Origin of the sequence: Helicobacter suis (assembly GCF_902196125.1) — a bacterium.
In the GTDB taxonomy this organism is placed as follows: domain Bacteria; phylum Campylobacterota; class Campylobacteria; order Campylobacterales; family Helicobacteraceae; genus Helicobacter; species Helicobacter suis_B.
The window spans coordinates 50,093-74,453 of the sequence record NZ_CABIKG010000005.1; the positions used below are offsets into that span (position 1 = coordinate 50,093).

Annotated in this window: 23 protein-coding genes and 1 pseudogene; 12 read left to right on the forward strand and 12 right to left on the reverse strand. The window is 39.9% G+C overall.

Translation table 11 applies throughout. The annotated features are described in order from the left end of the window. Window positions 1–51: 51 nt before the first annotated feature. Genes trxA through dapB form a run of 3 tightly spaced genes read left to right on the forward strand, consistent with a single transcriptional unit; the run spans window position 52 to window position 2,082 of the window. Window positions 52–369, forward strand: coding sequence for a thioredoxin (gene trxA / locus G6Q00_RS02675; RefSeq protein WP_163531899.1), 318 nt, complete (start codon window positions 52–54; stop codon window positions 367–369). Beyond that, window positions 353–1,318: a thioredoxin-disulfide reductase gene (gene trxB, locus G6Q00_RS02680; RefSeq protein ID WP_163531900.1), complete on the forward strand. Its 966-nt coding sequence runs from the start codon at window positions 353–355 to the stop codon at window positions 1,316–1,318. The genes trxA and trxB overlap by 17 nt, the downstream gene beginning before the upstream one ends. Continuing rightward, window positions 1,318–2,082 (forward strand): 4-hydroxy-tetrahydrodipicolinate reductase, encoded by a 765-nt coding sequence (dapB, locus tag G6Q00_RS02685; RefSeq protein WP_163531901.1) that lies wholly within the window; start codon window positions 1,318–1,320, stop codon window positions 2,080–2,082. Before trxB ends, dapB begins: the two co-directional genes overlap by 1 nt. Window positions 2,083–2,461: 379 nt before the next feature. Here the strand turns inward: dapB and coaE are convergent, their stop codons facing one another. Genes coaE through ggt form a run of 3 tightly spaced genes read right to left on the reverse strand, consistent with a single transcriptional unit; the run spans window position 2,462 to window position 5,442 of the window. Continuing rightward, complete coding sequence (gene coaE, locus G6Q00_RS02690) at window positions 2,462–3,043, reverse strand: dephospho-CoA kinase (RefSeq protein WP_163531902.1); 582 nt, start codon at window positions 3,041–3,043, stop codon at window positions 2,462–2,464. Continuing rightward, window positions 3,040–3,801, reverse strand: coding sequence for a spermidine synthase (locus G6Q00_RS02695; protein WP_163531903.1), 762 nt, complete (start codon window positions 3,799–3,801; stop codon window positions 3,040–3,042). Before G6Q00_RS02695 ends, coaE begins: the two co-directional genes overlap by 4 nt. Further along, window positions 3,802–5,442, reverse strand: a complete 1,641-nt coding sequence (ggt, locus tag G6Q00_RS02700) for a gamma-glutamyltransferase (protein ID WP_163531943.1) — start codon at window positions 5,440–5,442, stop codon at window positions 3,802–3,804. 117 nt (window positions 5,443–5,559) lie between these two features. Here ggt and dnaX point away from each other — a divergent pair, with 117 nt between their 5' ends. Genes dnaX through G6Q00_RS02720 form a run of 4 tightly spaced genes read left to right on the forward strand, consistent with a single transcriptional unit; the run spans window position 5,560 to window position 9,364 of the window. After that, window positions 5,560–6,957 carry a DNA polymerase III subunit gamma/tau gene (gene dnaX, locus G6Q00_RS02705; RefSeq protein WP_240330945.1) on the forward strand — a complete coding sequence of 466 codons (1,398 nt, stop codon included), beginning with the start codon at window positions 5,560–5,562 and terminating at the stop codon, window positions 6,955–6,957. Continuing rightward, window positions 6,957–7,379, forward strand: coding sequence for a tRNA (adenosine(37)-N6)-threonylcarbamoyltransferase complex ATPase subunit type 1 TsaE (gene tsaE / locus G6Q00_RS02710; RefSeq protein WP_163531904.1), 423 nt, complete (start codon window positions 6,957–6,959; stop codon window positions 7,377–7,379). Before dnaX ends, tsaE begins: the two co-directional genes overlap by 1 nt. Further along, the gene (gene lptB, locus G6Q00_RS02715; RefSeq protein WP_163531905.1) at window positions 7,372–8,094 is read left to right on the forward strand and encodes an LPS export ABC transporter ATP-binding protein; all 723 of its coding nucleotides are present in this window, start codon (window positions 7,372–7,374) and stop codon (window positions 8,092–8,094) included. Before tsaE ends, lptB begins: the two co-directional genes overlap by 8 nt. A 1-nt stretch (window position 8,095) precedes the next feature. Beyond that, window positions 8,096–9,364 (forward strand): RNA polymerase factor sigma-54, encoded by a 1,269-nt coding sequence (locus tag G6Q00_RS02720; protein ID WP_163531906.1) that lies wholly within the window; start codon window positions 8,096–8,098, stop codon window positions 9,362–9,364. Window positions 9,365–9,437: 73 nt separating this feature from the next. Here G6Q00_RS02720 and flhB read toward each other — a convergent pair whose 3' ends face one another. From flhB to G6Q00_RS08440, 4 genes and pseudogenes are all read right to left on the reverse strand, one after another. Beyond that, a complete protein-coding gene (flhB, locus tag G6Q00_RS02725; RefSeq protein WP_163531907.1) occupies window positions 9,438–10,505 on the reverse strand; it encodes a flagellar biosynthesis protein FlhB in 1,068 nt (355 codons plus the stop codon). Beyond that, on the reverse strand, window positions 10,495–11,076 hold the full coding sequence (locus G6Q00_RS02730) for an NTP transferase domain-containing protein (protein WP_163531908.1): 582 nt from the start codon (window positions 11,074–11,076) through the stop codon (window positions 10,495–10,497). Before G6Q00_RS02730 ends, flhB begins: the two co-directional genes overlap by 11 nt. After that, complete coding sequence (locus G6Q00_RS02735; protein ID WP_163531909.1) at window positions 11,076–11,888, reverse strand: DNA-methyltransferase; 813 nt, start codon at window positions 11,886–11,888, stop codon at window positions 11,076–11,078. Before G6Q00_RS02735 ends, G6Q00_RS02730 begins: the two co-directional genes overlap by 1 nt. Before the next feature lie 192 nt (window positions 11,889–12,080). After that, window positions 12,081–12,520: pseudogene (locus G6Q00_RS08440) on the reverse strand (DpnII family type II restriction endonuclease). A gap of 97 nt (window positions 12,521–12,617) precedes the next feature. Here G6Q00_RS08440 and moaA point away from each other — a divergent pair. The 5 genes from moaA (at window position 12,618) to G6Q00_RS02765 (ending at window position 19,940) form a co-directional block, all read left to right on the forward strand. Further along, entirely contained in the window at window positions 12,618–13,586 is a 969-nt protein-coding gene (gene moaA / locus G6Q00_RS02745) for a GTP 3',8-cyclase MoaA (RefSeq protein WP_163531910.1), read from the forward strand. Window positions 13,587–13,605: 19 nt separating this feature from the next. After that, window positions 13,606–14,688: an aminofutalosine synthase MqnE gene (gene mqnE / locus G6Q00_RS02750; protein ID WP_163531911.1), complete on the forward strand. Its 1,083-nt coding sequence runs from the start codon at window positions 13,606–13,608 to the stop codon at window positions 14,686–14,688. Window positions 14,689–14,968: 280 nt separating this feature from the next. Further along, window positions 14,969–17,446: an outer membrane protein assembly factor BamA gene (gene bamA, locus G6Q00_RS02755; RefSeq protein ID WP_163531945.1), complete on the forward strand. Its 2,478-nt coding sequence runs from the start codon at window positions 14,969–14,971 to the stop codon at window positions 17,444–17,446. 9 nt (window positions 17,447–17,455) lie between these two features. Continuing rightward, window positions 17,456–18,508 carry a dehypoxanthine futalosine cyclase gene (locus tag G6Q00_RS02760; protein WP_163531912.1) on the forward strand — a complete coding sequence of 351 codons (1,053 nt, stop codon included), beginning with the start codon at window positions 17,456–17,458 and terminating at the stop codon, window positions 18,506–18,508. 94 nt (window positions 18,509–18,602) lie between these two features. After that, a complete protein-coding gene (locus G6Q00_RS02765) occupies window positions 18,603–19,940 on the forward strand; it encodes a M16 family metallopeptidase (protein WP_275896761.1) in 1,338 nt (445 codons plus the stop codon). Here the strand turns inward: G6Q00_RS02765 and hypD are convergent. From hypD to G6Q00_RS02790, 5 genes are all read right to left on the reverse strand, one after another. Beyond that, window positions 19,937–21,037: a hydrogenase formation protein HypD gene (gene hypD / locus G6Q00_RS02770; protein ID WP_163531913.1), complete on the reverse strand. Its 1,101-nt coding sequence runs from the start codon at window positions 21,035–21,037 to the stop codon at window positions 19,937–19,939. The two genes, G6Q00_RS02765 and hypD, sit on opposite strands and share 4 nt — an antisense overlap. Beyond that, on the reverse strand, window positions 21,030–21,263 hold the full coding sequence (locus G6Q00_RS02775; protein ID WP_163498609.1) for a HypC/HybG/HupF family hydrogenase formation chaperone: 234 nt from the start codon (window positions 21,261–21,263) through the stop codon (window positions 21,030–21,032). Before G6Q00_RS02775 ends, hypD begins: the two co-directional genes overlap by 8 nt. Next, window positions 21,263–21,997: a hydrogenase nickel incorporation protein HypB gene (gene hypB / locus G6Q00_RS02780; protein ID WP_163531947.1), complete on the reverse strand. Its 735-nt coding sequence runs from the start codon at window positions 21,995–21,997 to the stop codon at window positions 21,263–21,265. The genes G6Q00_RS02775 and hypB overlap by 1 nt, the downstream gene beginning before the upstream one ends. 137 nt (window positions 21,998–22,134) lie before the next feature. After that, window positions 22,135–23,703, reverse strand: a complete 1,569-nt coding sequence (rny, locus tag G6Q00_RS02785; RefSeq protein ID WP_163531914.1) for a ribonuclease Y — start codon at window positions 23,701–23,703, stop codon at window positions 22,135–22,137. Further along, window positions 23,651–24,277, reverse strand: coding sequence for a 5-formyltetrahydrofolate cyclo-ligase (locus tag G6Q00_RS02790; protein ID WP_163531948.1), 627 nt, complete (start codon window positions 24,275–24,277; stop codon window positions 23,651–23,653). The genes rny and G6Q00_RS02790 overlap by 53 nt, the downstream gene beginning before the upstream one ends. Between the last annotated feature and the right edge of the window lie 84 nt (window positions 24,278–24,361).

Consider the following 24,361-nt stretch of genomic DNA (forward strand, 5'->3'; position numbering starts at 1 on the left):
TCTATGTTATACAATGCTGGGCTAAATTTAAAAAACAAAAGGAGTAAGAAAATGGCAGAATATGTTGAACTGACCAGTGAAAATTTTGATGCAGAAACCGGTAATGGTGCGGTGATGGTGGATTTTTGGGCTCCATGGTGTGGGCCTTGTAAAATGCTTGCCCCTATCATTGATGAATTAGCCGCTGAATATGCCGGTAAGGCTAAAATTTGTAAGGTCAATACAGATGAACAAGAAGAGCTATCCTCTCGCTATGGTATCCGCAGTATCCCCACTTTGCTTTACATGAAAGATGGCAAGGTAATGAATCAGACTGTGGGCGCGCTCTCCAAACAATCTTTAAAGGATAACATTGACAAACTCCTCTAACAACTCATCTCTACTAGACCTTGCCATTATTGGAGGAGGCCCTGCGGGCTTAAGTGCGGGGTTGTACGCAACAAGGGGGGGTGTAAAAGAGGTGGTTTTATTTGAAAAAGGAGCCCCGGGAGGGCAGATCACCTTTAGTAGCGAGATTGAAAATTACCCGGGCGTGCGCGAGGTAGTAAGTGGCTTAGATTTCATGCAACCATGGCAAGAACAATGCTTTCGCTTTGGGCTAAAGCAGGAAATGACTCTTGTTACTCAGGTTAGTTTTCAAGAGGATCATTTTGTGATCTATACAGATGAGGGTAAGAGTGTTGAAGCTAAAAGCGTGATTTTAGCCACCGGCGGGCGGCCTAAAAGAGCAGGGATTAAAGGCGAGTTAGAGTTTTGGGGCAATGGGGTGAGTACCTGTGCTACATGCGATGGATTCTTTTATAAAAATAAAGAAGTGGCTGTTTTAGGAGGCGGGGATACGGCTTTAGAAGAGGCGCTTTATCTAGCTAAAATGTGTAGTAAAGTCCATTTGATTCATCGCCGCGATCAATTCCGCGCCGCACCTATTACCCTTGAGCGCGCTAAAAATGAACCTAAGATTGAGTTTTTAACCCCCGCCGTGATTGAAGAGATTAAAGGGAATGCTTCTGGAGTGAATGCGGTTGTTTTAAAAAACACCCAGACAGGCGCTATAGAAGAACTAGCCGTACCCGGTATCTTTATCTTTGTAGGCTATGAGATCAATAATGAAGTGTTAAAACAAGAAAATGGGAGCATGCTATGTGCTTGCGATTCTTATGGCGCTGTTATGGTGGATTTATCCATGAAAACTAGTATTAAAGGTCTCTTTGCAGCAGGTGATGTGCGCACTAGCGCGGCTAAACAAGTGGTGTGTGCAGCAGGCGATGGAGCTACGGCTGCTCTTTCTGCAATTGCTTATTTGGATTCTCATAGCTGATGTTACAAGTTGGTATTTTTGGAGCTAGTGGTAAGGTGGGTAGTTTGCTAGTCAGAGAGGTACAAAAACACCCCCATTTAAATCTCTCTAGCGTCTTTGTGCGCCAAAATCTAAGTTTAAATCTAGCCCAAATTCTCCCGCAAGATACTTTTGTAACCAATGATATTGAGCAGTTTGTTAGCCATTGTGAGATCGTGGTTGATTTTTCCTCTGCTAAGGCTTTAGATCAATTAATCCAAGTCTTACTTAAACGCCCCCTCCCCTTAGTTTCCGGTACTACTGGTTTAAAAGAATGGCAAGCTTTGCTAGATTTAAGCCAAAAAGTCCCTGTTTTGCATGCCTCTAACATGTCTTTAGGGATGGCTGTATTGAATAAAATTGTAGGTTTAGTGGCTAAAGACTTAGTCCATGCGGATATTGAAATTAGCGAAATCCACCACCGCTACAAAAAAGACGCACCCAGTGGAAGCGCGCTTACTTTAGGACAAACCTGTGCGCAGGCTAGAGGAATAGATTTTAAACAAGCATGCCAACAAAACAGAGAAGGGCTACGCAAAGAGGGTGAAATTGGCTTTTCTAGTTTGCGCGGGGGCGATTTGGTGGGTAGCCATGTTGTGGGTTTTTATTTAGACGGCGAATACTTAGAATTTAACCACACCGCTACTGATCGTACTATCTTTGCAAAGGGTGCTTTAGAGGCGGCTAAGTGGCTAGTCTTACAAAAACCCGGACTTTATCATATCCAAGATTTATACCGCTCTTAAATTAGTTGTAGACACAATTTTTACCACTAGCGCTATAGGTAGACTAAAGAGTTTGCTAAGGGTTAAAACATAGTAAAAATTTTTAGAAAAAAACGCAAAATAACCTCTAATCTTATAATTCTATGCCAACCTACTATAACCTAGTAGAGCAATACAGAACGCGGGGACACACAAGAGGATTTAGTGTTGAGCTAGAAAATCCCAATCTATCTAATCTACTTGAGGCTTTCAAAAAACATATCAAGGGGGATAAAACAAACCTATCTATTACCTTATTTTAGTCATTATGATTTCTTAGCCTCTTAAAGGAAAAGTCAGCCCTAGCAAGCTTTGATAATTCTAATCAATGCTTTTAAGTGCAGGGAGTGTATCAAAAGCACTAGCTCACCAGATTTTTTTGGATAAATATCTCTACTTGCTCTTGTAAATGTTTTAGATCTTTAGAATTATCTAGTACAAAGGGAGCTAAGGATTTTTTAAACTCTATATCTAATTGGGCACTTAAGCGCTTTTCTATCTGCTCTAAATCTAAATGACTATCTCGCTTTTGTAGTCGTTTTATTTGTAAGGCTCTGGGTGCATAAACAAGCACGATCTGAGAAATCCCATAATTTTTAACCCCCTCAATTTCATAATAAAGCGGAATATCTAAAAAATAAGGTTTTTTGTGTTTTTCTAATTCTTGCGCGTTTTTAAGCATTTGCTCACGGATTTTAGGGTGCAAAAAGGCCTCTAATTTGGCGCGGGCTTCTTGGTTACTAAAGATAAGCGGGGCGAGCTCTTGACGGCTAATACTTTGCTTATCTACAAACATCTTTGCAATTTCTTGGTTATGCGCTTCAAAGAGTCCATGCGCAATTTTATCTGCATCTAGCACACTAAAGCCATGCAAACTTAAAAGATTGCCTGCTGTGCTCTTGCCTGTGGCTATCCCTCCGGTGAGTACAAAGGCATGTTTCAATTCTTTAAAAGCCCTTTATAGGTTGGATAAAACCAGTTAGGCTGGGCAAAGGCGGCTTGGTGTAGCGTGGCATTATAGTGCCTGAGATCTTTAAGCATGTCTATTTTTTGTAAGATCATATCTGCTTCTGGGTGGAAATGTTTGGAGGCAAAGAGAAAGTAAGCAGGTGTTAAAGAATAGGGGTTAAAAAAGGGCATGATCACTGTAAAAAAAGGCGCTAATGCTTCTAAAGTGCTTTTAAAATCTGGCTGTTTTAAGAGTGGGTGGTAAGAGGCACAGATTAAAATCCCTTGCATGCTTAGCATGCGTTGCAAGCCATCTATTTGGTGGGCATTAAGAGGACTTAAGGCGATGATCAGATCGTACTTTTTAACCTCTAAATCTAAAATCTGGCTGAAGTGTTTAAAATGGGGGTGATCGCGACTTTCTTGGAAATGTGTAAAAAAGGGCGCGAGGGCTTCTAAAATTCTATACTCCTCTTGTACAAAATCCACCTGCAAATCATGCTTAAAAAGTTCAAAGGCAATTTCTAAATCAAACCCCCCCACTACAAGTACATTTTTCCCCTCAACAAGCACACAAGCCCCCACATGGGCAAGTAACTCGCTTTGCATGAAAGAATCTTTTTGTATAAATAACGCCTCTTGTGATCCACTAACCTGCCCTACTAGCCCTAGCTCTTTATTTTCAAGTACCTGTAAAACACAAGCCTTACCCCTAACTTCTTCTAAAAGAGAACCTTCTAAATAGTTTTGCATTTAAAATTCCTTGCGCGGATCTTGAGCCCCATACATGATGTGGCTTTTAGAATCAATGACAATAGCATTTACATCTCCCATCACCGGTTTAACCACAACCTTATAACCCATCTTCTTTAAATTATCCTCTACATCTTTTACCATTCCAAAGGGTTCAGTTCGGATTTCATCAGGTAGCCACTGCATATGAAAACGCGCAGCCCCCACAGCCTGCGAGATATTCATGCCATGATCAATGACATTACTAATCACCTGTAGTACTGTAGTGATGATACGCGCCCCGCCCGGACTGCCCACTACCATAAAGACTTTATTATTTTTAAGCACAATAGTTGGCGACATAGAACTAAGAGGGCGCTTATTAGGCTCTATGGCATTGGCATCTCCGCCTATAACCCCGTAGAGATTTGGCGTACCTGCCTTGATAGAAAAATCATCCATTTCATCGTTGAGTAAAAAGCCTGCTTTATTAATGGCTGCTGCACTCCCATAAGAGGCATTAATCGTGTAGGTAACACTCACCGCATTTCCCCATTTATCAGCTACTGAATAGTGGGTGGTGTTTTGCCCTTCATGGAGTTGGCCTAAACCCGGGTGGACTTGTGTACTAGGTGTGGCCTTATTAGGTTTGATATTTTCATAGATTTTTTTAGCATAGGCTTTACTGGTGAGCTTTTCAAGCGGGATATTCATAAAGTCTGGATCGCCCATGTAAACTGATCGATCCGCATAAGCTTGGCGCTCAGCCTCAGCCATGATATGAATTGTCTGACTCGAACCAAAGCCTAAATCATGGATATTGGCATTTTCCATTGTGTTTAAAATTTCAATTAGATGTGTGCCCCCCGAACTAGGCGGTCCCATAGAGATGATTTTATAACCCCTATAAGTACCCACTACCGGTTTGCGCCATATCACTTTATAGCTAGCTAAATCTTTCTTAGTGATGATCCCCCCATTTTTGCGCATATCCTCTACAATGAGATCGGCTATTTTCCCGCGATAAAAGGCAGAGGGACCTTGATCTTTAATAAGGGTGAGGGTTTTAGCTAAATCTTTTTGTATCAGTAAATCCCCAGCCTTATAAGACACCATTCCTTTTTTTAAAAAGTATTTACGGCTACTAGCATACTTAGAGAGACGCGGCTTTGCCTCTAAAATCGTCTGCCCTTGTCTTTCTGTAAGCCTAAAACCATTTTGGGCTAGCTCTATTGCTGGTTCTATCAAAGTTGCTAGTTTACGCGTGCCATATTTCTCAAGCATCGCACTTAAACCTGCCACAGTACCCGGTACCCCTGCGGATAAATAGCCATCTGTGCTTAGATTAGGAATCACTTTTCCGTTTTTATCTAAATACATGTTTTTACTAGCCTTCATAGGCGCTTTTTCGCGAAAATCTAGGCTGATATTTTCCCCATTAGCCAAATGAATTAGCGCAAACCCACCCCCGCCGATATTGCCTGCTGCTGGGTGTACTACTGCTAAAGCATAACCAATAGCCACCGCCGCATCAATGGCATTACCGCCCTCATCTAAGACTTTTTGCCCAATTTTATCTGCTAAAGGATGGCTAGTTAGCGCTAAAGCCCTACCTTTAATAGGGGGCAAAGCAGCTGCAAAAGTAAGCTGCACACCTAGCATCACCGCTAAAAATAAATAACCCACCTGATCTCCTTAAATTTTAAAAAATACGCTGATTTTAGCATAACTTGTTTGAGAAACCCGTTTAGGCTATAATGTTGCATTAATCCTAAAGGTGTGCCCTTGACTCTTGCGCTTAAATACCGCCCTAAGCATTTTAAGGATTTAATCGGACAAGAAAGTGTTTCTCACACTTTAAGCCTAGCTCTTGATCACGCGCGCTTAGCCCATGCTTATTTATTTAGCGGTTTGCGCGGGAGTGGTAAAACCAGTACAGCACGCATTTTTGCGCGGGCTTTGCAATGTGAAAAGGGACCTAGTAGCATGCCTTGTGATAGCTGTTTAAATTGCTTAGATGCTCTTAAAGATCGCCATTTAGATATTATAGAAATAGATGGCGCGTCTAACCGGCGCATTGAAGATGTACGCAATATTATTGAACAAACCAAGTATAAGCCTAGTTTGGGTCGTTTTAAGATTTTTATGATTGATGAAGCCCATATGCTTACTAAAGAGGCATTTAATGCGCTATTAAAAACCTTAGAAGAACCCCCCGCCCATGTCAAATTTATTTTAGCCACCACCGATCCGCATAAATTACCCGCCACTATTTTAAGCCGTACCCAACATTTTCATTTCAAAAAAATTGCCCCTAAAGCCATTGTACAACGCCTTAAATCTATTTTAGATCAAGAGGGGATCTCTTATGAGCCAGATGCTTTAGAGATTTTGGCTAGAAGTGGGGGGGGGAGTTTACGAGACACTTTAACATTAAGCGATCAGGCCATTAGTTATACCAACCAGCATATTAGTACGCAGGGTGTAAGCCAAATGCTTGGCATGGTAGATACACAGATTTTAGAGGATTTTTTTAAGGCTATAGTGGAGTGTAAAGAAGATATTGTAAAAGACATGTTAAAAGCGTTAGAAGAGTATGAAATTTCTATGGTCTTAGAAGAAATGGGGGTTTTTTTAAAAGAGGCGGTTTTGCAGGGTCGTTTTTCTTTAAAATTATCCGGCCTCTTTATTGAGATTTTAGCTAAGGCTAGAGAGCTTTTATACTGGGGAGCAGATGGCGGATTTGTACTAGCACTTAGCGCCCTTAAAATGCAATCTAGTATGCAAGAGATCAACATATCTTTAACAACACCACCCCCCCAACCTAGCCCACAAGAATTATTTGTACAACTCACTAAACAACTCTACCAAGATAACCAAGAACTAGGTAAAGTCTTTGAGCAATTTATTACATTCCACTCTTTTTCTGGGGGCGTTTTAAGGTGGCATTCTAGCGCAGATGAGCCGGCTAAAAAGATTTTTAAGCAACATTACCATAGTTTGATCGAACCATGTATACAAAAATTCTATGGTAAAGAAGTTAAAATAGAAGCTATTAAAGTGCAAGCTAAGCCAGAAGCAGAGATTAGCCATGCATTTATGCAAGATCACCAAGACCTCATGAAAGCCATGCAGGAGAATTTGGGCACTACAGATTGTGAGGTTGAAGATAGTTAATGTTAGACATGCAGGCTAATTTAGATCAAATCAATCAGGTTGTACTAGCTTTAGGGGAGTACACCCAATCTCTTCCCTGTATTTTTTTATTACAAGGCGATCTAGCCAGTGGCAAGACGACTTTAATCCAGCATTATTGCAAAGCCTTAAACGCCCCTCTAGCCACTTCGCCTACTTTTACTCTTTTACATGTCTATCAATCCCCCACTCTTTGTATCTACCATTATGATTTTTACCTTAAAAAAGTAGAGGAATTATTCACTCTAGGCATTTTAGAAAATTTAGAATTACCCGGAGTGCATTTTATTGAGTGGGGAGGGGAGGCTCTATATTCTTTATTGCACTCTTTTGGATTTGATCCTTTTATTTTGAGTTTAAAGCGTACACAACACACATGCCATTATAAGTTAAGACATGGATAAATTAAGAGCGGAAAATCTAAGCAAACAAATTAAGAAAACAAAGATCGTCTTTGATGTTTCTTTAGAAGTAGAAAGCGGGCAGGTGGTGGGTTTATTAGGCCCCAATGGTGCGGGTAAAACCACAACCTTTTATATGATTTGTGGTTTGTTACAGCCAAGCGGAGGCAAGGTGTATTTAAACGATCAAGACCTTTCAAATTACCCTTTGCATCAGCGATCTAACATGGGCATAGGCTATTTGCCCCAAGAGTCTAGTATTTTTAAAGATTTAAGCGTACAAGATAATTTAATGCTAGCAGCCCAAACCACCTTTAAAACCTCTAAAGAGGCTTCTTCTAAGATTGAGGAAATGTTAGAGGCCTTTAATATTCAAGGGATTAAAGATCGAAGGGGCATGTCTTTAAGCGGAGGGGAGCGGCGGCGGGTAGAAATTGCTAGGGCGTTGATTAAAAACCCCAAATTTATTTTACTAGATGAGCCTTTTGCGGGGGTTGATCCCATTGCTGTACTAGATATTCAAAAGATCATTGAGCATTTAGTGGAGAGAAAAATAGGGGTACTCATCACCGATCACAATGTACGCGAAACTTTAAGCGTGTGCCACCGCGCGTATGTGATTAAAAGCGGTACTTTGCTAGCTAGTGGCAATAGCGCCCAGATTTATGAAAATGCCTTAGTGCGTAAATATTATTTAGGCGAGCATTTTAAGGCTTAAGATGGGCTCTTTACGCGCCAGACCTTCGCCTAAAAATAAACTTTCTGCAACTCTTAAAAGCTGGTTACCCATTTTACAAAGCGATCCCTTAGAGCTTGAGCAAACTTTGCAAACCTGTGCTAAGGATAATCCCTTTGTACATGTGCAAAGCGGTTTACAGGAGGATTTTAGCGCGTTTAAATCTAAAGCGCGCCGCTCTTATTCTTTAAAAAATGCTTTGGGCACTAAAATAGAGATGTTAAGCACCTACTCTAAAACCCTGTATGAAAGCTTGCATGAACAAATTCTCCCCCCTCTCTTCCCAACACCTCTATCAGTACAAATTGCTAATGACATTATAGATAATCTAAATAGCGAGGGGTATTTTGAGGGCAATAGCACATTACAAGCCACCCATTTAGGGGTGAGTACCCAAACCTATGAAAGTGTGCGCCAACGATTTGCTTATTTAGACCCCCCGGGTATTGGCGCGTGCAATGTACAGGAGAGTTTTTTATTCCAGCTAGATCACCACGATGAACTAGACGCCTCTATTTATGATCTTTGTGTCAAAATTATCCACAACCTAGAAGATCATAAAAATTTTAGCCACTTATCCCATTATACAAAGGCTATGCAAATCATCACTTCTTTTAAAAACCCTCCCGCCCTAGATTTTAAAGAAAATCTACCCCCAGTTATTCCGGATATTTTAGTGCTTGAACAAGAGGGGGGCATTTATGTACAACTTAATGATAGTTATTATCCAAAGGTGCTGATAGAGGAAAAACATATCCGGGAAAACCATGCCTATTTGCGTGAAAAACTTAAAGAAGCTAGGGATTTAGTAGATGCTTTGCAAATGCGCCGGCAAACTATCCAAAAAATTGGCTTAATGTTAGTGGAGTATCAATACGATTTTTTTAAAGGGAAGGCCATTAAACCTATGCGTTTGGTAGATATTGCTAATGAATTTGGCTATTCAGCTAGCACGATCTCTAGGGCAATTTCTAATAAGTATCTAGCATGCTCGCGGGGAGTTTTCCCGATTAAAAGCTTTTTTACCACCGCCTTAGAGGGGGATATTTCTAATGCCTCTATTAAAGAATTTCTTTTAGAACTGATTAAAAATGAAGATCACCAACAACCCATGAGCGATTTACAAATCTTAAAACTAGTAGAACAAAAATTTAGGCTAAAAATGGTTCGCCGCACCATTACAAAGTACCGCAAACTTTTAAACATCGCTAGCTCTTCAGAACGCAAAAAGCTTTATCGTTTATCTCTTTAACTTTAGTAGCAATCTAGCTTTAGCGGTGAATAGGGAGTATTAAGTTGTGCTTTTAAAAATTAATGTCTTTAGTTTAGGTACTTTGTTGCTTTTTGCGCATCTGTTCAATATGGGCAACTTGGGCAAAGACAATTGCCACCGCTTCAAACAACACCTTAGGAATCACCTCATCTACATCTACCTCTTTATAAAGTTCACGGGCTAATTGGGGATTTTCTATAATTTCTACCCCATGTTCTCTAGCAATGCCTTTAATACGGATAGCTAAGTGATCAATGCCCTTAGCCACCACCACCGGAGCCGGATCTTTTTCCTCAAAGCGCAGGGCAATAGCATAGTGGGTAGGATTAGTTACCACAACATTAGCACTAGGAATAGCTGCCATCATCTTACTCATGGAGTTTTTAAGCATGAGCTGTTTGATCTTAGCCTTCATTTCAGGGTTACCCTCTTGTTGTCTGTATTCATCTTTGATCTCTTGCTTACTCATCTTTAAGGACTGGATATATTGCCTGCGTTTGAGTAAAAAATCTAATAAAGAGGTGATTAAAAATAAAAATAACAAACTAGCGATGAGTTCTAAAGCCTTTCCCCTAAACCACAGCGCTTGATCTTTAAAGTTAAACCGCGCCACTCCGCCTAACTCATCTATAAATGAATACACCAGCACAAAACCTAAAACAAAGGCAATACAAACCTTAGCCGTGATGAGTAGCCCCTCTAAAAGCCGTTTGAAACTAAAGAGATTTTTAAAGCCATGAATGGGATTAATTTTCATCAATTTAGGCGCAACGGCCTTAGGGCTAAATAAAAAGCCAAATTGCAACACATTAGATAAAAACGCCACTAAAGCTAGCAAACAAAGAATGGGTAATAAAATCCATAAAATATCTTTGAGTAATTGCAGCGCAAGAACATGCAAATTATGGGGCGTGAAATCTAGGGCTATATAACGCAAAGACTGCCTAAACATGCTTTCAAAGCCATCTAACCAAAATTTAAAAAGAGCAAAAACCCCCCCAAAGCCAGCTAATAATCCTAAAAACCCTAAAACCTCAATACTTTTAGCAACATTGCCCTCCTCGCGGGCTTTTTCTATCTTTTTAGCTGAAGGGAGTTCGGTTTTTTCCTCATCTGTCATGGCTATCCTTTACATGCGCTAGGGCGTTTTGGTAATCTGTATAAGTGTTGCAGTTACTAAACTCTAAACTCTCTTCTACCTCTAGGGCTAAACCCTGTGTGAGGATTTGGTACATGGGCGTATTAATCTGTAAGTGTTGTAAAACCTCTAACATGCTAGGTTGCCAACACCCGATTAAATAAAATGTCCGTGCACTTTTAGCATAGATCACACTTGCTTTATTAGCATTATTACAGAGTTTTAAAATAGTTTCTTCTTTAACAAGGGGCATATCTACTGGGAGAATAAAAATACTTTGCTTAAGCATTTTAAGAGCGCTATAAACCCCAAGTAAAGGGCTGAAAAGATCGATTCTTTCATCTAAAATATAATTGGCTTGGAGTGCGTAGGGTTTTTTAGCGCTGATATAAACTTGATTAAAAAGATGCGCCATTTTGGCATGTTGGTAGGCTAAAAGACTAGGATAAGTGCCAAAGGGAAGCAAAGCCTTATCTTGTTGTTTTCCTTGAACTTGCATGCGCGCGCTTTTGCCTCCGGTTAAAATCACACAAGCAATCTCTATTTTTTCCATTAATCTATTATCCCTATTTTTTGTGCATATTTTTTAAATTCGCTAAAACGCGTATCTAAATCCTCTTTGCGCCGGATAGAAAGATCAATAAAAGCCTTTTCTTGCTCCATACCCACAAAAGATCGCCCCAAAAGATTAGCCGCAATGCCTGTACTGCTCGATCCACTAAAAGGATCGCCAATGAGACTTTCCTTGTTGCTAGCCATTAAAAGCAGGCGCAAAAGCAGATTTAAGGGTTTTTGGGTTGGGTGCTTGCCACATTTCTTTTCAAAAGATGCAATGGAGGGCAAAGTCCACACATCGCGCATTTGTTTACCTTGATTTAACGCTTTCATGCGCTCATAGTTAAAGATATGAGCATGTTTAGGGCTTTTTCTAGCCCATAAAATCTGCTCACTAGCATGCACTAGAGTACGGCAAGAAAAATTAGGTGGGGGATTGCTTTTATGCCAAGTGATTGTATTTAAGAGTTTAAAACCTAGAGTTTGCAAGGCTAGTCCTAAAGAAAAGAGATTATGCTGGGTAGCGCTAATTAAAATAGAGCCACTGGGTTTAAGCGCGTGCTTGGCTAGATTAAGCCATTCTAAATTAAACGCATGGATTTGATCAATTCCCTCTAGTTGATCCCAACTGCCTTTATTCACACTCACAATTTGACCGCTTTCAATGGTAAGGCCATTATTAGAGAGAAAATAGGGCGGATCGGCAAAGATCAAATCAAAGCACTCTTGCATATGTACTAAAATTTCTTTGCAATCGTTATGGTAGAGAGTGAATTTAAAATCCTTACTTACAAAAATGGGTTTAGGCATGGCTTAATTCACCTATTAAGTTATCTAACTGATTTAAATTATAAATACAAACACTCCTATAGGCTTCCTCAAGTTTATTTTTAGCATTAAGCCACCCTTGAACAGAAACAAACTTTTTGATGTCTCTTTATACTCACTTGTGTTTTAAAATTTAGCCCCGCTTGTTTGGAGGCTGTTCTAAATGTGCCTCCATTAATAAGCCACTGCGGTTTTTACGCGCCTATCTAATCCTACTTCAACACCTAAAATAAAATCCTCTAATTTGTGGATACGCCCCGAACTTAAAATATCTAAAAGTCCACTTTCTTTTAAAAAGGCACAAACCCCCGTAGCACTATCTAAATAACTTTGTAGTGGTACTTCCTGGGGTTTAAAACGATCTCTAAAAGGTCTCTAATGGCTAAAAGTAATGGCAAGATTTGGAAGGCTTGGGGGTGTTGATCAAATAGTGGGGCGATTTTTTTCAGTAGGTCTTGCGGGCTTACCCCTAGCAAAGAGTTTAAATGTTTACAAGCAAGACAAAAGCCATCCCTGTGCGCTACACATTTACCCCAATCCACAAAGAAATCTAGCGTGCGGTTGGTTTTTCTTAGAGTTTTTATAAAATCATCAAAGGGTAAATTATTTTCCATATTTTTAGCCTAACATGTTAGATTGGTACCCTCTTAAATGGTTTCAGGGCAAATTGGGAGTGGTTTTGCTATTTTATCAAAAAATTGGAGGTGCTTTATGTTAGTAGATACCTTTGCGCGCCAAATAGATTATCTGCGGGTATCTGTTACAAAGCAGTGTAATTTTAGATGCCAATATTGTATGCCCACCACGCCTATGGATTTTTTTGATCGAGAAGAATTATTGCCACTAGATAAGATGTTAGAATTTCTCAAAGTAGCCATTGATGAGGGCATTAGAAAAATCCGCATTACCGGGGGCGAGCCTTTAATCCGCAAGGATTTAGCCCCCTTTATTGCAAAAATCCATGCCTATAACCCGCAAGTCTCTTTAGGGCTTACTACAAATGGTTTTTTACTCAAAGCACAAGCCCACCACCTTAAAGAGGCCGGTTTAGAGCGCGTGAATATTTCCTTAGATTCTCTTAAAGCTCAAAGGGTGGCTAAAATCTCTCAAAAAGATGGGTTAAAGGCTGTTTTAGAGGGCATTGATGCGGCCTTAAAAGTGGGCTTAGGCTTAAAATTTAACATGGTTGTTTTGCAGGGGATTAATGATGATGAAATTATAGAGCTTTTAGAATTTGCTAGATCCAAAAACGCCCAGATTCGCTACATTGAGTTTATGGAAAACACCCATGCCAACCGCCAACTTAAAGGTTTGAATGAAACCCAAATTTTACAAGCCATTTGTACAAAATACCCCTCTATTACACTCAAAGAAGAAGGCTTAAGCCCCTCTAAGATTTATGCTTTAGAAGATGGCTATTGTTTTGGAATCATCGCCCCGCATAATGATAATTTTTGCAAACACTGTAATAAAATCCGCTTGAGTGCTGATGGGATAATTTTCCCTTGTTTGTATTATCAAGATAGTGTCCAAGCTAAAGAGGCGATCATGCAGGCTAATCCAGAGCAAATGCGCCAAGTATTAAAGCAATCTGTATATAACAAGCCTGAGAAAAATTTATGGCAAAGAGGGTTACAAAACCAAGTTTCAGAACGCGCCTTTTATAAAACCGGGGGCTAACTAAAACACAAGGAAGACAATGGATTTATTACAACTTGCTTTTAATCAGGCAGATTTAAGCCCTACACAACTTGTTAAACTCTATGACTATGATCTATATTCTCTAGCAGAAGTAGCCCATACTATCCGCACACAACTACACCAAGATCAGGTTTATTTTAACACCAACCGCCACATCAACCCTAGCAATATTTGTAAAGATAGCTGTAAATTTTGCGCCTTTTCAGCTAGCCGTAAAAATCCTAACCCTTATGAGATGAGCCATGAGCAGATTTTAGAACAAATTGATCAGTCTTATAAACGGGGCATTAAAGAAGTACATGTAGTGAGTGCGCACAACCCACATTACACTTATGAGTGGTATTTTGATCTGTTTAGAGAAATTAAAGCCCGTTTTGTAGGGCTACATTTAAAAGCCATGACCGCAGCTGAGGTGCATTTTTTAAGTACTAAGTTTAATAAGCCCTATGAGCAAGTTTTAGAAAACATGGCAGAGGCAGGGGTGGATTCTATGCCCGGGGGCGGGGCAGAAATCTTTGATGAGACAGTTAGAAAGCACATTTGTAGCGGTAAGGTGAGTTCTAAGCGTTGGATTGAAATCCACCGTTATTGGCATTCTTTGGGCAAAATGAGCAATGCAACCATGCTTTTTGGGCATGTAGAAGATAGAATACACCGCCTAGATCACATGCACCGGCTTAAAATGGCACAAAGCGATCTAGCAAAAGTAAAAGCAAAAGAGGGGGGGTTTAATGCTTTTATCCCATTGCTTTATCAGCGGGATAATAATTTTTTAAAGGTAGAGAAGAGTCCTAGCGCGGTAGAGATTTTAAAAACTATTGCTATTGCGCGCATTGTTTTATTTAATATCCCCCATATCAAAGCTTATTGGGCAACTTTGGGGCTTAATTTAGCCCTTGTAGCCCAAGAATTTGGGGCTGATGATTTAGACGGGACCATTGAGGTAGAGATGATTCAATCAGCCGGAGGGGCTAAAAGTAAAAGAGGGATTAATAAAGAGGATTTGATTTATCAAATCCAAGATGCGCGTTTTAAACCCGTTGAGAGAGACAGCCTATACAATCCTATCCAAACCTGTTGACATACTCCCCATAGCTAAAGCTAGGGAATTCTGGGATCATCAAGGCTTGGTAGCTAGGCGCGGTCTATCAACCTCTACTCCAAGAGTTGATGCCCCAACTCTGTGGTGGACATTATAACACAAAAACGCCTTATGGCGCAATTGTGTAAATATTTTTTTATTTTTGTTTACTCAAGGTTATTTTTTGGTATAATGCGCTCACTACAAGCAAAAATAATACTTAAGGGTTTACATCAAAAAGTTTTTCACGGTTATTTTGGTTTGTATTGGCCAGTTTTTCCTGCCATTAGACGCAGAGGAGAGAATTGACAGTATAGAATATAGAGATCTCTCCTACATGTCTGACATGCTGGCAAGTGAAATTGTTAAAATTAAAGAAAATGATCCCCTAGATCTGAAAAAAGTTGATGATGCTGTTTTGGCTCTATATAATCAAGGCTATTTTGAAGATGTTTATGCCACCTTTGATAAAGGGCATTTGGTTTTCCATTTTAAAGAAAAGCCACGCATTGCTGGGATTGAAATTAAGGGTTATGGTACAGAAAAAGAAAAAGACACCCTTTATACCCAAATGGGGATTAAAAAGGGCGATACCTACGATGAAACAAAACTAGAGAATGCTAAATATATCCTAAGAACGGCTTTAGAACAACAAGGTTATTATGGAAGCGTAGTAGAAGTGCGCACAGAGAGTCTATCCGGCGGGGGGGCGTATCGCATTATCTTTGATGTTAATCGTGGGAGCAATATTTACATCACTAAGTCTTCTTATGAGGGGCGTAAACAACTCAAATCCCGCGTTGTAGAATCTTTAAGCGCCAACAAACAACGCGATTTTATGGGTTGGATGTGGGGGTTAAATGCGGGTAAATTACACTTAAATGACTTGGAGTATGATTCTATGCGTATCCAAGATGTGTATTTGCGCAATGGCTTTTTAGATGTCAATGTCTCCGCTCCCTTTTTAAACACCAATTTTAGTACCCATAAAGCCAAGCTTTATTATAAGGTTAAAGAGGGTATCCAATACCGCGTCTCTGGGGTTGAGATTCAAATTAGTAAACCTGTAGTGCCCATTGCTAAACTATTAAAGTCTGTTAAAGTCCGTAAAAATGGGATTTTTAACATTGAACACATGCGCGCTGATGCCCAGACTCTTAAACGCGAGGTTGCCGATCAGGGCTATGCTTTTGCGGTGGTTAAACCCGATTTAGATAAAGATGAAAAACATGGCACTGTTAAAATCATTTATCACATTGAAACGGGGGATTTAGTCTATATCAATGATATTATCATCTCAGGTAACCAACGCACGAGTGACCGGGTGATTCGCCGTGAAGTGTGGTTAAATCCTAAAGAACGATATAGCCTTTCTAAGGTGGCTAGTTCTGAAAACTCCCTACGCCGTTTGGGTTATTTCTCTAAGGTTAAGATTGAAGAGCGGCGTATTAATAGCCAGTTGATGGATTTGTTAGTTAATGTAGAAGAAGGGCGCACCGGACAACTCCAATTTGGGCTAGGGTATGGGAGTTATGGGGGGCTCATGCTTAATGGGAGTGTGAGTGAGAGAAATCTATTTGGTACGGGCCAAAGCATGAGTTTATATGCCAATATTTCTACTGGTGGGGGGTATAGGCACTATGGGATTCGCGGGAGTGGGCGCATGTTCTCTGGGAATTTAACCTTAAGAAACCCGCGGGTTTTTGATAGCCGTTATAGTTCCTCTATTAGTCTTTTTGCCGAGTATCTCATTAGTTATAACTATATCCAACAAGGGGGGGGATTTAGTTTGAGTGTGGGGCGCATGCTTACAAATACCTTTAGCATGAATGTGGGTTATAACTTTAGTTTAAATAAAATTTTAGGCTTTAGTAGCCCCTTGTATGAAATGTTTTATAGCAGTAATAAGACCATTATCACATACCCAGATGGCCAGCCAATTATCGGGATAAATGGCCAACCTTTACGCGGGCTTTGGGATCGTGATTACAGTACGCCTACTACAAGCTCTTTTACGCTAAGTACTAACTTTGATAATACAGATGATTATTATTTCCCTAAAAATGGCTTTACCTTTTCTAACTACACCAGTATGGCCGGTTTGCCCTCAAGTGAGCCACTTAATTCTTGGAATGGTTTAGGCGGAAATGTGCGCAACACTAAAATTTATGGTAAATTTGCCGCTTATAAACATTTACAAAAATACCTCTTAATTGACTTGATTGCCCGTTTTAAAACACAGGGGGGTTATATTTTCCGCTACAATAAAGAGGATTATTTGCCCCTTAACTCAGTCTTTTATCTAGGGGGCGTAACCACTATTAGAGGCTTTAGAAATAGTTCTATTACACCTAAGACCGCATATGGCATGTGGGTGGGAGGTGATGGGCTTTATACCGGCTCTGTAGAGTTAAGCTATGGGTTACTCAAGTCGGCCAAAATGCGTTTAGCTTGGTTTTTTGACTGGGGCTTTTTGACCTTTAAAACCGCTGCCCGTACGGGGGGCTTTTGGCAAAACCAGCCCTCTACTGATGTGCAGTTTAAAGATTATGGAGTCGTAGGGGCTGGATTTGAACATGCCACTTGGCGGGCTTCTACCGGGATTCAAGTTGAATGGATTTCACCCATGGGTCCATTAGTGCTAATCTTTCCTATTGCTTTCTTTAATGAATTTAGCGATAAAAAAGGTTTATGGTTTAACCCCAATCTGGGCGATTTAACCCAGCGCTTTGAATTTTCTATGGGAACGCGTTTTTAGGAGAATATGATGCAACGATTGAGCCGTACAGAATTATTAGATTTTTTAGCAAATAAGCCTCTAAAAGAATTAGGCAAAATGGCCCTAGCCAAAAAGCAAGAATTACACCCAGAAAACACCACAACTTTTATTGTAGATCGCAATATCAATTACACCAATATTTGTTTTGTGGATTGTAAATTTTGTGCGTTTAAAAGAGATTTGAAAGACTTAGAGGCTTACATTTTAGATTTTGCTACCATTGATCAAAAGATTGAGGAGCTTTTAGCCATTGGAGGTACACAAATTTTATTTCAAGGGGGGGTACACCCTAAATTAAAAATAGACTATTATGAAAATCTAGTCTCTCATATTGCACAAAAATTCCCCACCATTACCATTCATGGTTTTTCAGCTGTAGAGATTGACTACATCGCTAAGGTCTCTAAACTTTCTTTGCAAGAAGTGCTTATGCGATTAAAACAGGCCGGGCTTAGCTCTATTCCGGGGGCTGGGGCTGAGATATTAAGCAACCGGGTTAGAGCAGTAATCGCGCCTAAAAAGTTAAGCGCTAATCGCTGGATTGAAGTACATAAAGAGGCGCATAAATTAGGGATTAAAAGTACGGCGACTATGATGTTTGGCACGGTGGATACAGATGAGGATATTGCAGAACATTTAGAAAGAGTACGCAATTTACAAGATGAAACGGGGGGCTTTAGGGCTTTTATTTTATGGAGTTTTCAGCCGGATTTTACCCCTTTACAAAAAGAAATGCCCCAAATTAAAAAGGCTAGTTCTAATCGCTATTTGCGGCTTTTAGCCTGTAGCCGTTTGTTTTTAGACAATGTGAAAAATATCCAAAGTTCTTGGGTTACTCAAGGGGCTTTTATCGGGCAATTAGCCCTTCTCTTTGGTGCTAATGATTTAGGGAGTGTGATGATGGAGGAAAATGTGGTCAAAGCAGCGGGTACAAGTTTTTGTCTGAATGAAAGGCAGATGGTTGATCTCATTGGAGATATTGGGAGTAAGGCTGCTAAACGCAATACCGCTTATGAAATTTTAAAGTACTACCATGTCTAAAGGGCTTAAAAAAATCAAGAGCGTACGCTATGTTGTTTTACTAGTCTTATTTGTGGTGATTCTCATGATAATTGGCATATGGAAGGAAAAAAACATGCAAGAGAAAAGCAATCAAACACAAGCACAGGTGATCAAAAGAGATCAAGTTGGCAAGGGGCTTACCTATTTTGAGGTTAAGGGCATTAAAATCCCTGTTATCTATGAGGATAACCATTTATTGCCTATGGGAACGATTAGATTGATGTTTATGGGCGGGGGCAATATCATGGATAAGGATAAATTCGGGCTCTCTAAACTTAGCGCTAATTTGTTAAATGAGGGTACAAAAGAATTAGGCAGTGTGGCCTTTGCTGAAAAACTTGAACAACTTGCTATCACTTTAAGCGCAGATATCCGCCTAGAGTCTTTGCACATTGATTTGGGTTTTTTAAAAGAATATCAAGATAAGGCCATTACTTATTTGCATGATTTATTACTCTCGCCAAATCTTACCCCCGGTGCTTTAGAAAAGGTACAACAACGCATGGTAGCCGCTGCTCTTAATAGAGAGAGTAATTTTGACTATGTAGCCCAGTTAGGATTAAATAAAATTCTATTTGCTAATACGCCTCTGGCTAATCCAGCCATTGGTACACCCAAAAGCATTAAATCCATCTCTTTAGAAGATGTTAAAAAACGCCTAGAAGATGATTTAGATATTGAGCGGCTTATTATTGTGATGGGTGGGGATTTAGATGTGAATAAGACCTTAGAATCTTTAAAACCTATTTTAGAAATTTTGCCTTCTAATAAACCCTTCTTCACCCCTTATTTTAGCGCCGCTAAAGAACCGCAAACTAAAGTAGTTTACAAAGATAGCCAACAGGCTTATATTTACTTTGGTTCTCCTTTTGTCATGAAAAATTTAGCCCAAGAGTTGCCTTTGGCTAGGGTTATGGGTTTTGTGCTAGGTTCTAGTGGGTTTGGATCGCGTCTAATGGATACAATCCGTGTTAAAGAAGGGCTAGCATATAGCGCTTATATGCGAATCCAGCTCTCTCGCATCATTAATTGCACCACAGGGTATTTACAAACCAAGTTAGAACACCAAGATAAGAGTATCGCCCTTGTTAGAAAGGTGATTAAAGAGTTTGTAGAAAATGGCATCACTCAAGAAGAATTAGACGGGGCTAAGAAATTTTTACTAGGTTCTGAACCCTTAGCCAATGAAACGATTGGAAAAAGGCTCACTAATAAGTTTCATGATTTCTATTTAGGTCTTCCTTTGGATTATGAAAAAATCATGCTAGATCGCATCAAGCATTTGAGCTTGCAAGAAATTAATGATTACATCAAATCCCATACAGAGATTAACGATCTAAGTTTTAGTATCGTAACTATGGACCCTAAAAATCCTAAGTATCAAAAACTTGTGGGTAAAAAGGGGGCTTAGCTGAGATATCTAAAATAGGCCGCACAGGCCCCCTCAGAGCTCACCATGCACGCGCCCACTGGGTGATCCGGGGTGCAAATCTTATTAAAGAGTTTACAATCTATGGGTTTGGCTTGGCCTCTTAGTATTTGCCCGCATAAACAATGTTTGTGATCTTGATTAGAAGTAGTGGGCAATATCTCTTTAAAAACAAGTTCTGCATCAAAGCTTGCATAATTAGAATTAATCTGCATCGCTGAAAAGGCAATTTGGCCTAGCCCGCGCCACTCAAAACTAGAGCGCACCTGCATGGTCTCTTGGATTAGGCGCTGTGCTTTTAAATTACCCTGCATATCCACCACACGGCTATACTGGATTTCTAATTTGGTCTCTTGATTAAGCACCTGTTTAACTATCCATAAAATACCCTCTAGCATATCTACCGGTTCAAATCCAGCCACTACAATAGGGATATTAAAGCGTTTTAATAAGGGTTGATAAATCTTAGCCCCTGTGATCACACTTACATGGGAGGGAGCGATTAAAGCATTAATAGAGGTATTTTCTAAAACAGCTGTTACGCTGGGAGGCACAAGTACATGGTTATTATGCACAAAGAGATTTTTTAAGCCTTGCTTTTTAGCCTGCAAAAGTAAACTAGCACTCATCGGGGTTGTGGTTTCAAACCCAATAGCTACATACACAATATTTTTTTGCGGGTTTTGTTTGGCAATTTCTAAAACCTGCAAGGGAGAGTAAACAAAGCGCACATCTTGCCCTTGCGCTCTAACTTGTTGCAAGCTTGCTTGACTGCCCGGTACGCGCATCATATCTGCTAGGGTGATTAAAATAGTTTGGGGCATGTTTGCTAGGGCGATGGCTTGATCGATGCGTAGCTTTGGCATCACACATACTGGACACCCGGGGCCATGAACAAATTCTAAATTTGTCTCTTTAAGCAAGGATAAAAGCCCATAGCGCATTAAAGTATGGGTATGCCCCCCGCATACTTCCATGATTTTAAGCGGGTTTTTAAGTTTTTTAGCCTGTGCTTTGATTTGGGCAATTAAAGCTAAAATGCTATCTTTATCTCTAAAGGCATCTATAAAATTAGGCATCATCGCCCATGTTAGCTACCATTTGTGCATAAAGCTCTAGCGATTCAAGCGCATTAGCTGTATCAATTTTACTCACCACAAAACCAATATGCAAAAGCACAAAATCCCCCACCTTTACCTCTTCTTCCATAAGATCTAAACTAGCTTCTCTTTGCACACCCATAGTTTCTAAGATAGCTATATTGCCCTTAAGGGCGATGACTTTAGAAGGGATAGCCAAACACATTAGAATACATGGGTAGATTGGTAATTTTTAGCCCGTTGTTCTGCTAGAAAGTCTTTAAAGACCTCTAAACTATTTTTATCTTTACTGCTGAGTGTAAAAATAGGGGTATTGGGTTTGAGTTTGCCCATATCCTCTTGGACTTGAGAGAGTCTAAAATTAAACACTTCCATTAAATCAGCTTTACTCACCACCACCGCATCGGCGCATAAAAACATGGTGGGGTATTTAAGGACTTTATCATCACCCTCAGGTGTGGAGAGTAAAACAATATTCATGGCCGCGCCTAAATTGTAGCTAGAGGGGCAAACTAAATTGCCTACATTTTCAATAATCAAATAATTACTTGAACTAAGCGCGCCCTTTTCTTTTAAAATATCATAAGCCCCCTCTAGCATGCTTGCCTCTAAATGGCAGGCCTCGCCGGTGGTAATTTGCTGGGCTTGTACATTCTTTTTTAATAGACGATTAGCATCTCTATTAGTTTGCAAATCCCCCTCAATAACACAAAATTTAAAATCCTCAAATTCTGCCAAATTCTCTAAAAGCGTGGTTTTACCACTTCCGGGTGAACTCATAAAATTAAGTACATACAACCCATCAACTTGGTAACGCTTTTTCATCTCCAAAGCTTTTAGATCGTTTTTACTTAAAATCCTTTCAACCACCTGTACATCTTTTTTACTCAAGTTAGGGTTATTATTAAGACTTTGGGTTCTTTGTGCATTTTCTACCATGCTTAAATCCTCCTTAAAAGTTTGGGTCTCCCATGCTAGCACAAAAGGTTAAATAATGCCTTTTAAGTAGAAAGCAACAAAAGCTCAAATTAACCCTTTAGTCATCATCACTAAATTTACAATATTTCTTATCAACACTATCTAGCAATAGCTTTTGCATGGGTTTCTCTAACCACATGTACAACCACTTCCCCGGGGTACTGTAAATTAGCTTGGATTTCTTTAGCAATATCGCGGGCTAAAAGCGTGATTTTGGCATCATTAATTTTATCCGGACAAACAATTACGCGTACCTCCCGCCCCGCATCCATTGCAAAGACCTTTTCTACACCGCTTTTTTGGCTAGCGATGCGCTCTAAATCATGCATGCGGGCTAAAAAGTTTTCCGCTTCCTTACGCCTTACTCCGGGGCGCGCGGCTGAAAGCGCATCGGCTGCACACACCGCCGCACATTCAATGCTTTTAATCTCTTGGCGATCGTGGTGGGCATAGATTGCATTAATCACTACTGGGTGTTCGCCATGTCTTAAACACACCTCCGCGCCTAATTCTACATGATCGCCTCCATGTTCTTGGGTTAGCGCCTTGCCAATATCATGTAAAATGCCCGCGCGCCTAGCTAGTTTGGCATCGCCTCCTAATTGTGCGGCAATGCTATCGGCTAAAATGGCCACTTCAATAGAGTGGGTTAGCGCGTTTTGCCCATAACTGGTACGATAACGCATGCGCCCTAAAAGCGTTTTAAGTTCTTGATCCATCGAGTCTAATTGTAAATCTAAAATGATCTCTTCGGCTTGCTTTAAAATATTTTCTTCCATGTTAGCCTCCACCCGTTTATAGATAGTTTCAATACGAGCCGGTTGGATACGCCCATCTTCAATTAAAAGTTTTAAAGTTTGGGTGGCAATTTCGCGCCGGTAAAGATTAAAACAGCTTAAAGTAACGATTTTAGATTCCTCATTAGGAATAATTTCTACCCCGCTAATGCGCTTGAAAGCCTCAATATTTTTTCCATCTTTACCGATGATACGGCCGATAAAATCAGCGCTAGGCAAAGAAAGCACACTGGTTAAATTTTCCACCGCAAAATCACTTGCAAATCTGGAAGTGGCCTCCGCTAAAATAAAATTAGCCCTCTCTTTGGCCTCTTTCTTGGCTTGTTTTTCATAACGGCGTACTAAAGCCCCCTTTTGTAAAATTAACTCCTCCTCTAATAGACGCAAAACCATATTTTGGGCTTCTTCTTGGGTATAACCCGATCGTTCCATTAAAGTATCTAGGGCTTGTTGTTTGAGTGCTTTATATTCTTGGCAGATTTGATCTTGGAGTTTTTTTTCCTCCTGTAATTGTGTTTTTAAATCATCTAGGGCTATTTTGTCTTGATCTAGCTTTTTATGTTTGCTATTCCAGTGTTGCTGTTGTTGTTGTTCGTAAGATTTTAAATCATTGAGTTTTATTTGGTAAGAAGTGTTATGGGTTTGAATCTGTTCTTCATATTGCTGTTTTAATTGGTAGGCTAGTGTTTCTGATTCTACTTCCTTTGTTTTATAAAATACTTGGGCTTGATAAAGAAGCATATCTGCTTTAGCCTTAGCCTGCTTGATTAAAGATCGATGCTTGGAGGTCAGCGATCTTTTTGTGATCCAAAAAACACTAATGCCGGTGAGTAAGCAAGGTAGCAAGCTGTTTATAAAAATTCTTTCCATTTAATTTCCTTTTAAAGGTGTAATGATAAATCCCCTCATGATCGATGCAATAATCCCCCTTTATATCATGGGATTCTCCTAAAATATGGGTGGATACAAGAATCTCTTTAGCGATAAAAACATTCAAGGGTGGTTTTTTAAACCGTGCAAAGAGGCGATCAAATAACCCTTTGCCAAAACCCACCCGCTTAAAATGATTATCTGCCCCTAAAATAGGGATCAACGCTAAATCTAAGTTTGTTTTATAAAATAGGCTAAATTTGGGTTCATAAATCCCATAGGCATTTTTAATCAGAGGCAAACGGTAAGGAACTGCTAGGCAAAATTGATCTTGCATAAGGGGTGCAAAAAGCTTGATTTTTTGCCGCCTTGCCCATTTGATAAAGGGCGTTAAATTAACTTCATAGGACATGGCAGAATAAATCAGCACATTAAGCCTAGCATAGGGTTTTATTGCCTTGATTAAATGGGTGGTAATTTTATGATCCCTAATATTCCATGCGCGCTTTGCATATAAAATACCCTTACAAGCGGTGCGAAATTGCGCCTTAGTGTTTATATCTAAAGTCTTAATGTGATGCCTTTACTTAAATCTAAAAACTAAACTTTGCGGGGCTATTATTCGTATCTTTGGCTTAGAATAGGATTAATGCAAAAC

Coding starts and splice junctions, on each gene's coding strand:
- trxA (WP_163531899.1), top strand. CDS start 52: ATGGCAGAATATGTTGAACTGACCAGTGAAAATTTTGATGCAGAAACC.
- dapB (WP_163531901.1), top strand. CDS start 1,318: ATGTTACAAGTTGGTATTTTTGGAGCTAGTGGTAAGGTGGGTAGTTTG.
- G6Q00_RS02695 (WP_163531903.1), bottom strand. CDS start 3,801: ATGCAAAACTATTTAGAAGGTTCTCTTTTAGAAGAAGTTAGGGGTAAG.
- ggt (WP_163531943.1), bottom strand. CDS start 5,442: ATGCTAGGTGTGCAGCTTACTTTTGCAGCTGCTTTGCCCCCTATTAAA.
- tsaE (WP_163531904.1), top strand. CDS start 6,957: ATGTTAGACATGCAGGCTAATTTAGATCAAATCAATCAGGTTGTACTA.
- lptB (WP_163531905.1), top strand. CDS start 7,372: ATGGATAAATTAAGAGCGGAAAATCTAAGCAAACAAATTAAGAAAACA.
- G6Q00_RS02720 (WP_163531906.1), top strand. CDS start 8,096: ATGGGCTCTTTACGCGCCAGACCTTCGCCTAAAAATAAACTTTCTGCA.
- flhB (WP_163531907.1), bottom strand. CDS start 10,505: ATGACAGATGAGGAAAAAACCGAACTCCCTTCAGCTAAAAAGATAGAA.
- G6Q00_RS02730 (WP_163531908.1), bottom strand. CDS start 11,076: ATGGAAAAAATAGAGATTGCTTGTGTGATTTTAACCGGAGGCAAAAGC.
- G6Q00_RS02735 (WP_163531909.1), bottom strand. CDS start 11,888: ATGCCTAAACCCATTTTTGTAAGTAAGGATTTTAAATTCACTCTCTAC.
- moaA (WP_163531910.1), top strand. CDS start 12,618: ATGTTAGTAGATACCTTTGCGCGCCAAATAGATTATCTGCGGGTATCT.
- mqnE (WP_163531911.1), top strand. CDS start 13,606: ATGGATTTATTACAACTTGCTTTTAATCAGGCAGATTTAAGCCCTACA.
- G6Q00_RS02760 (WP_163531912.1), top strand. CDS start 17,456: ATGCAACGATTGAGCCGTACAGAATTATTAGATTTTTTAGCAAATAAG.
- G6Q00_RS02765 (WP_275896761.1), top strand. CDS start 18,603: ATGCAAGAGAAAAGCAATCAAACACAAGCACAGGTGATCAAAAGAGAT.
- hypD (WP_163531913.1), bottom strand. CDS start 21,037: ATGCCTAATTTTATAGATGCCTTTAGAGATAAAGATAGCATTTTAGCT.
- G6Q00_RS02775 (WP_163498609.1), bottom strand. CDS start 21,263: ATGTGTTTGGCTATCCCTTCTAAAGTCATCGCCCTTAAGGGCAATATA.
- hypB (WP_163531947.1), bottom strand. CDS start 21,997: ATGGTAGAAAATGCACAAAGAACCCAAAGTCTTAATAATAACCCTAAC.
- rny (WP_163531914.1), bottom strand. CDS start 23,703: ATGGAAAGAATTTTTATAAACAGCTTGCTACCTTGCTTACTCACCGGC.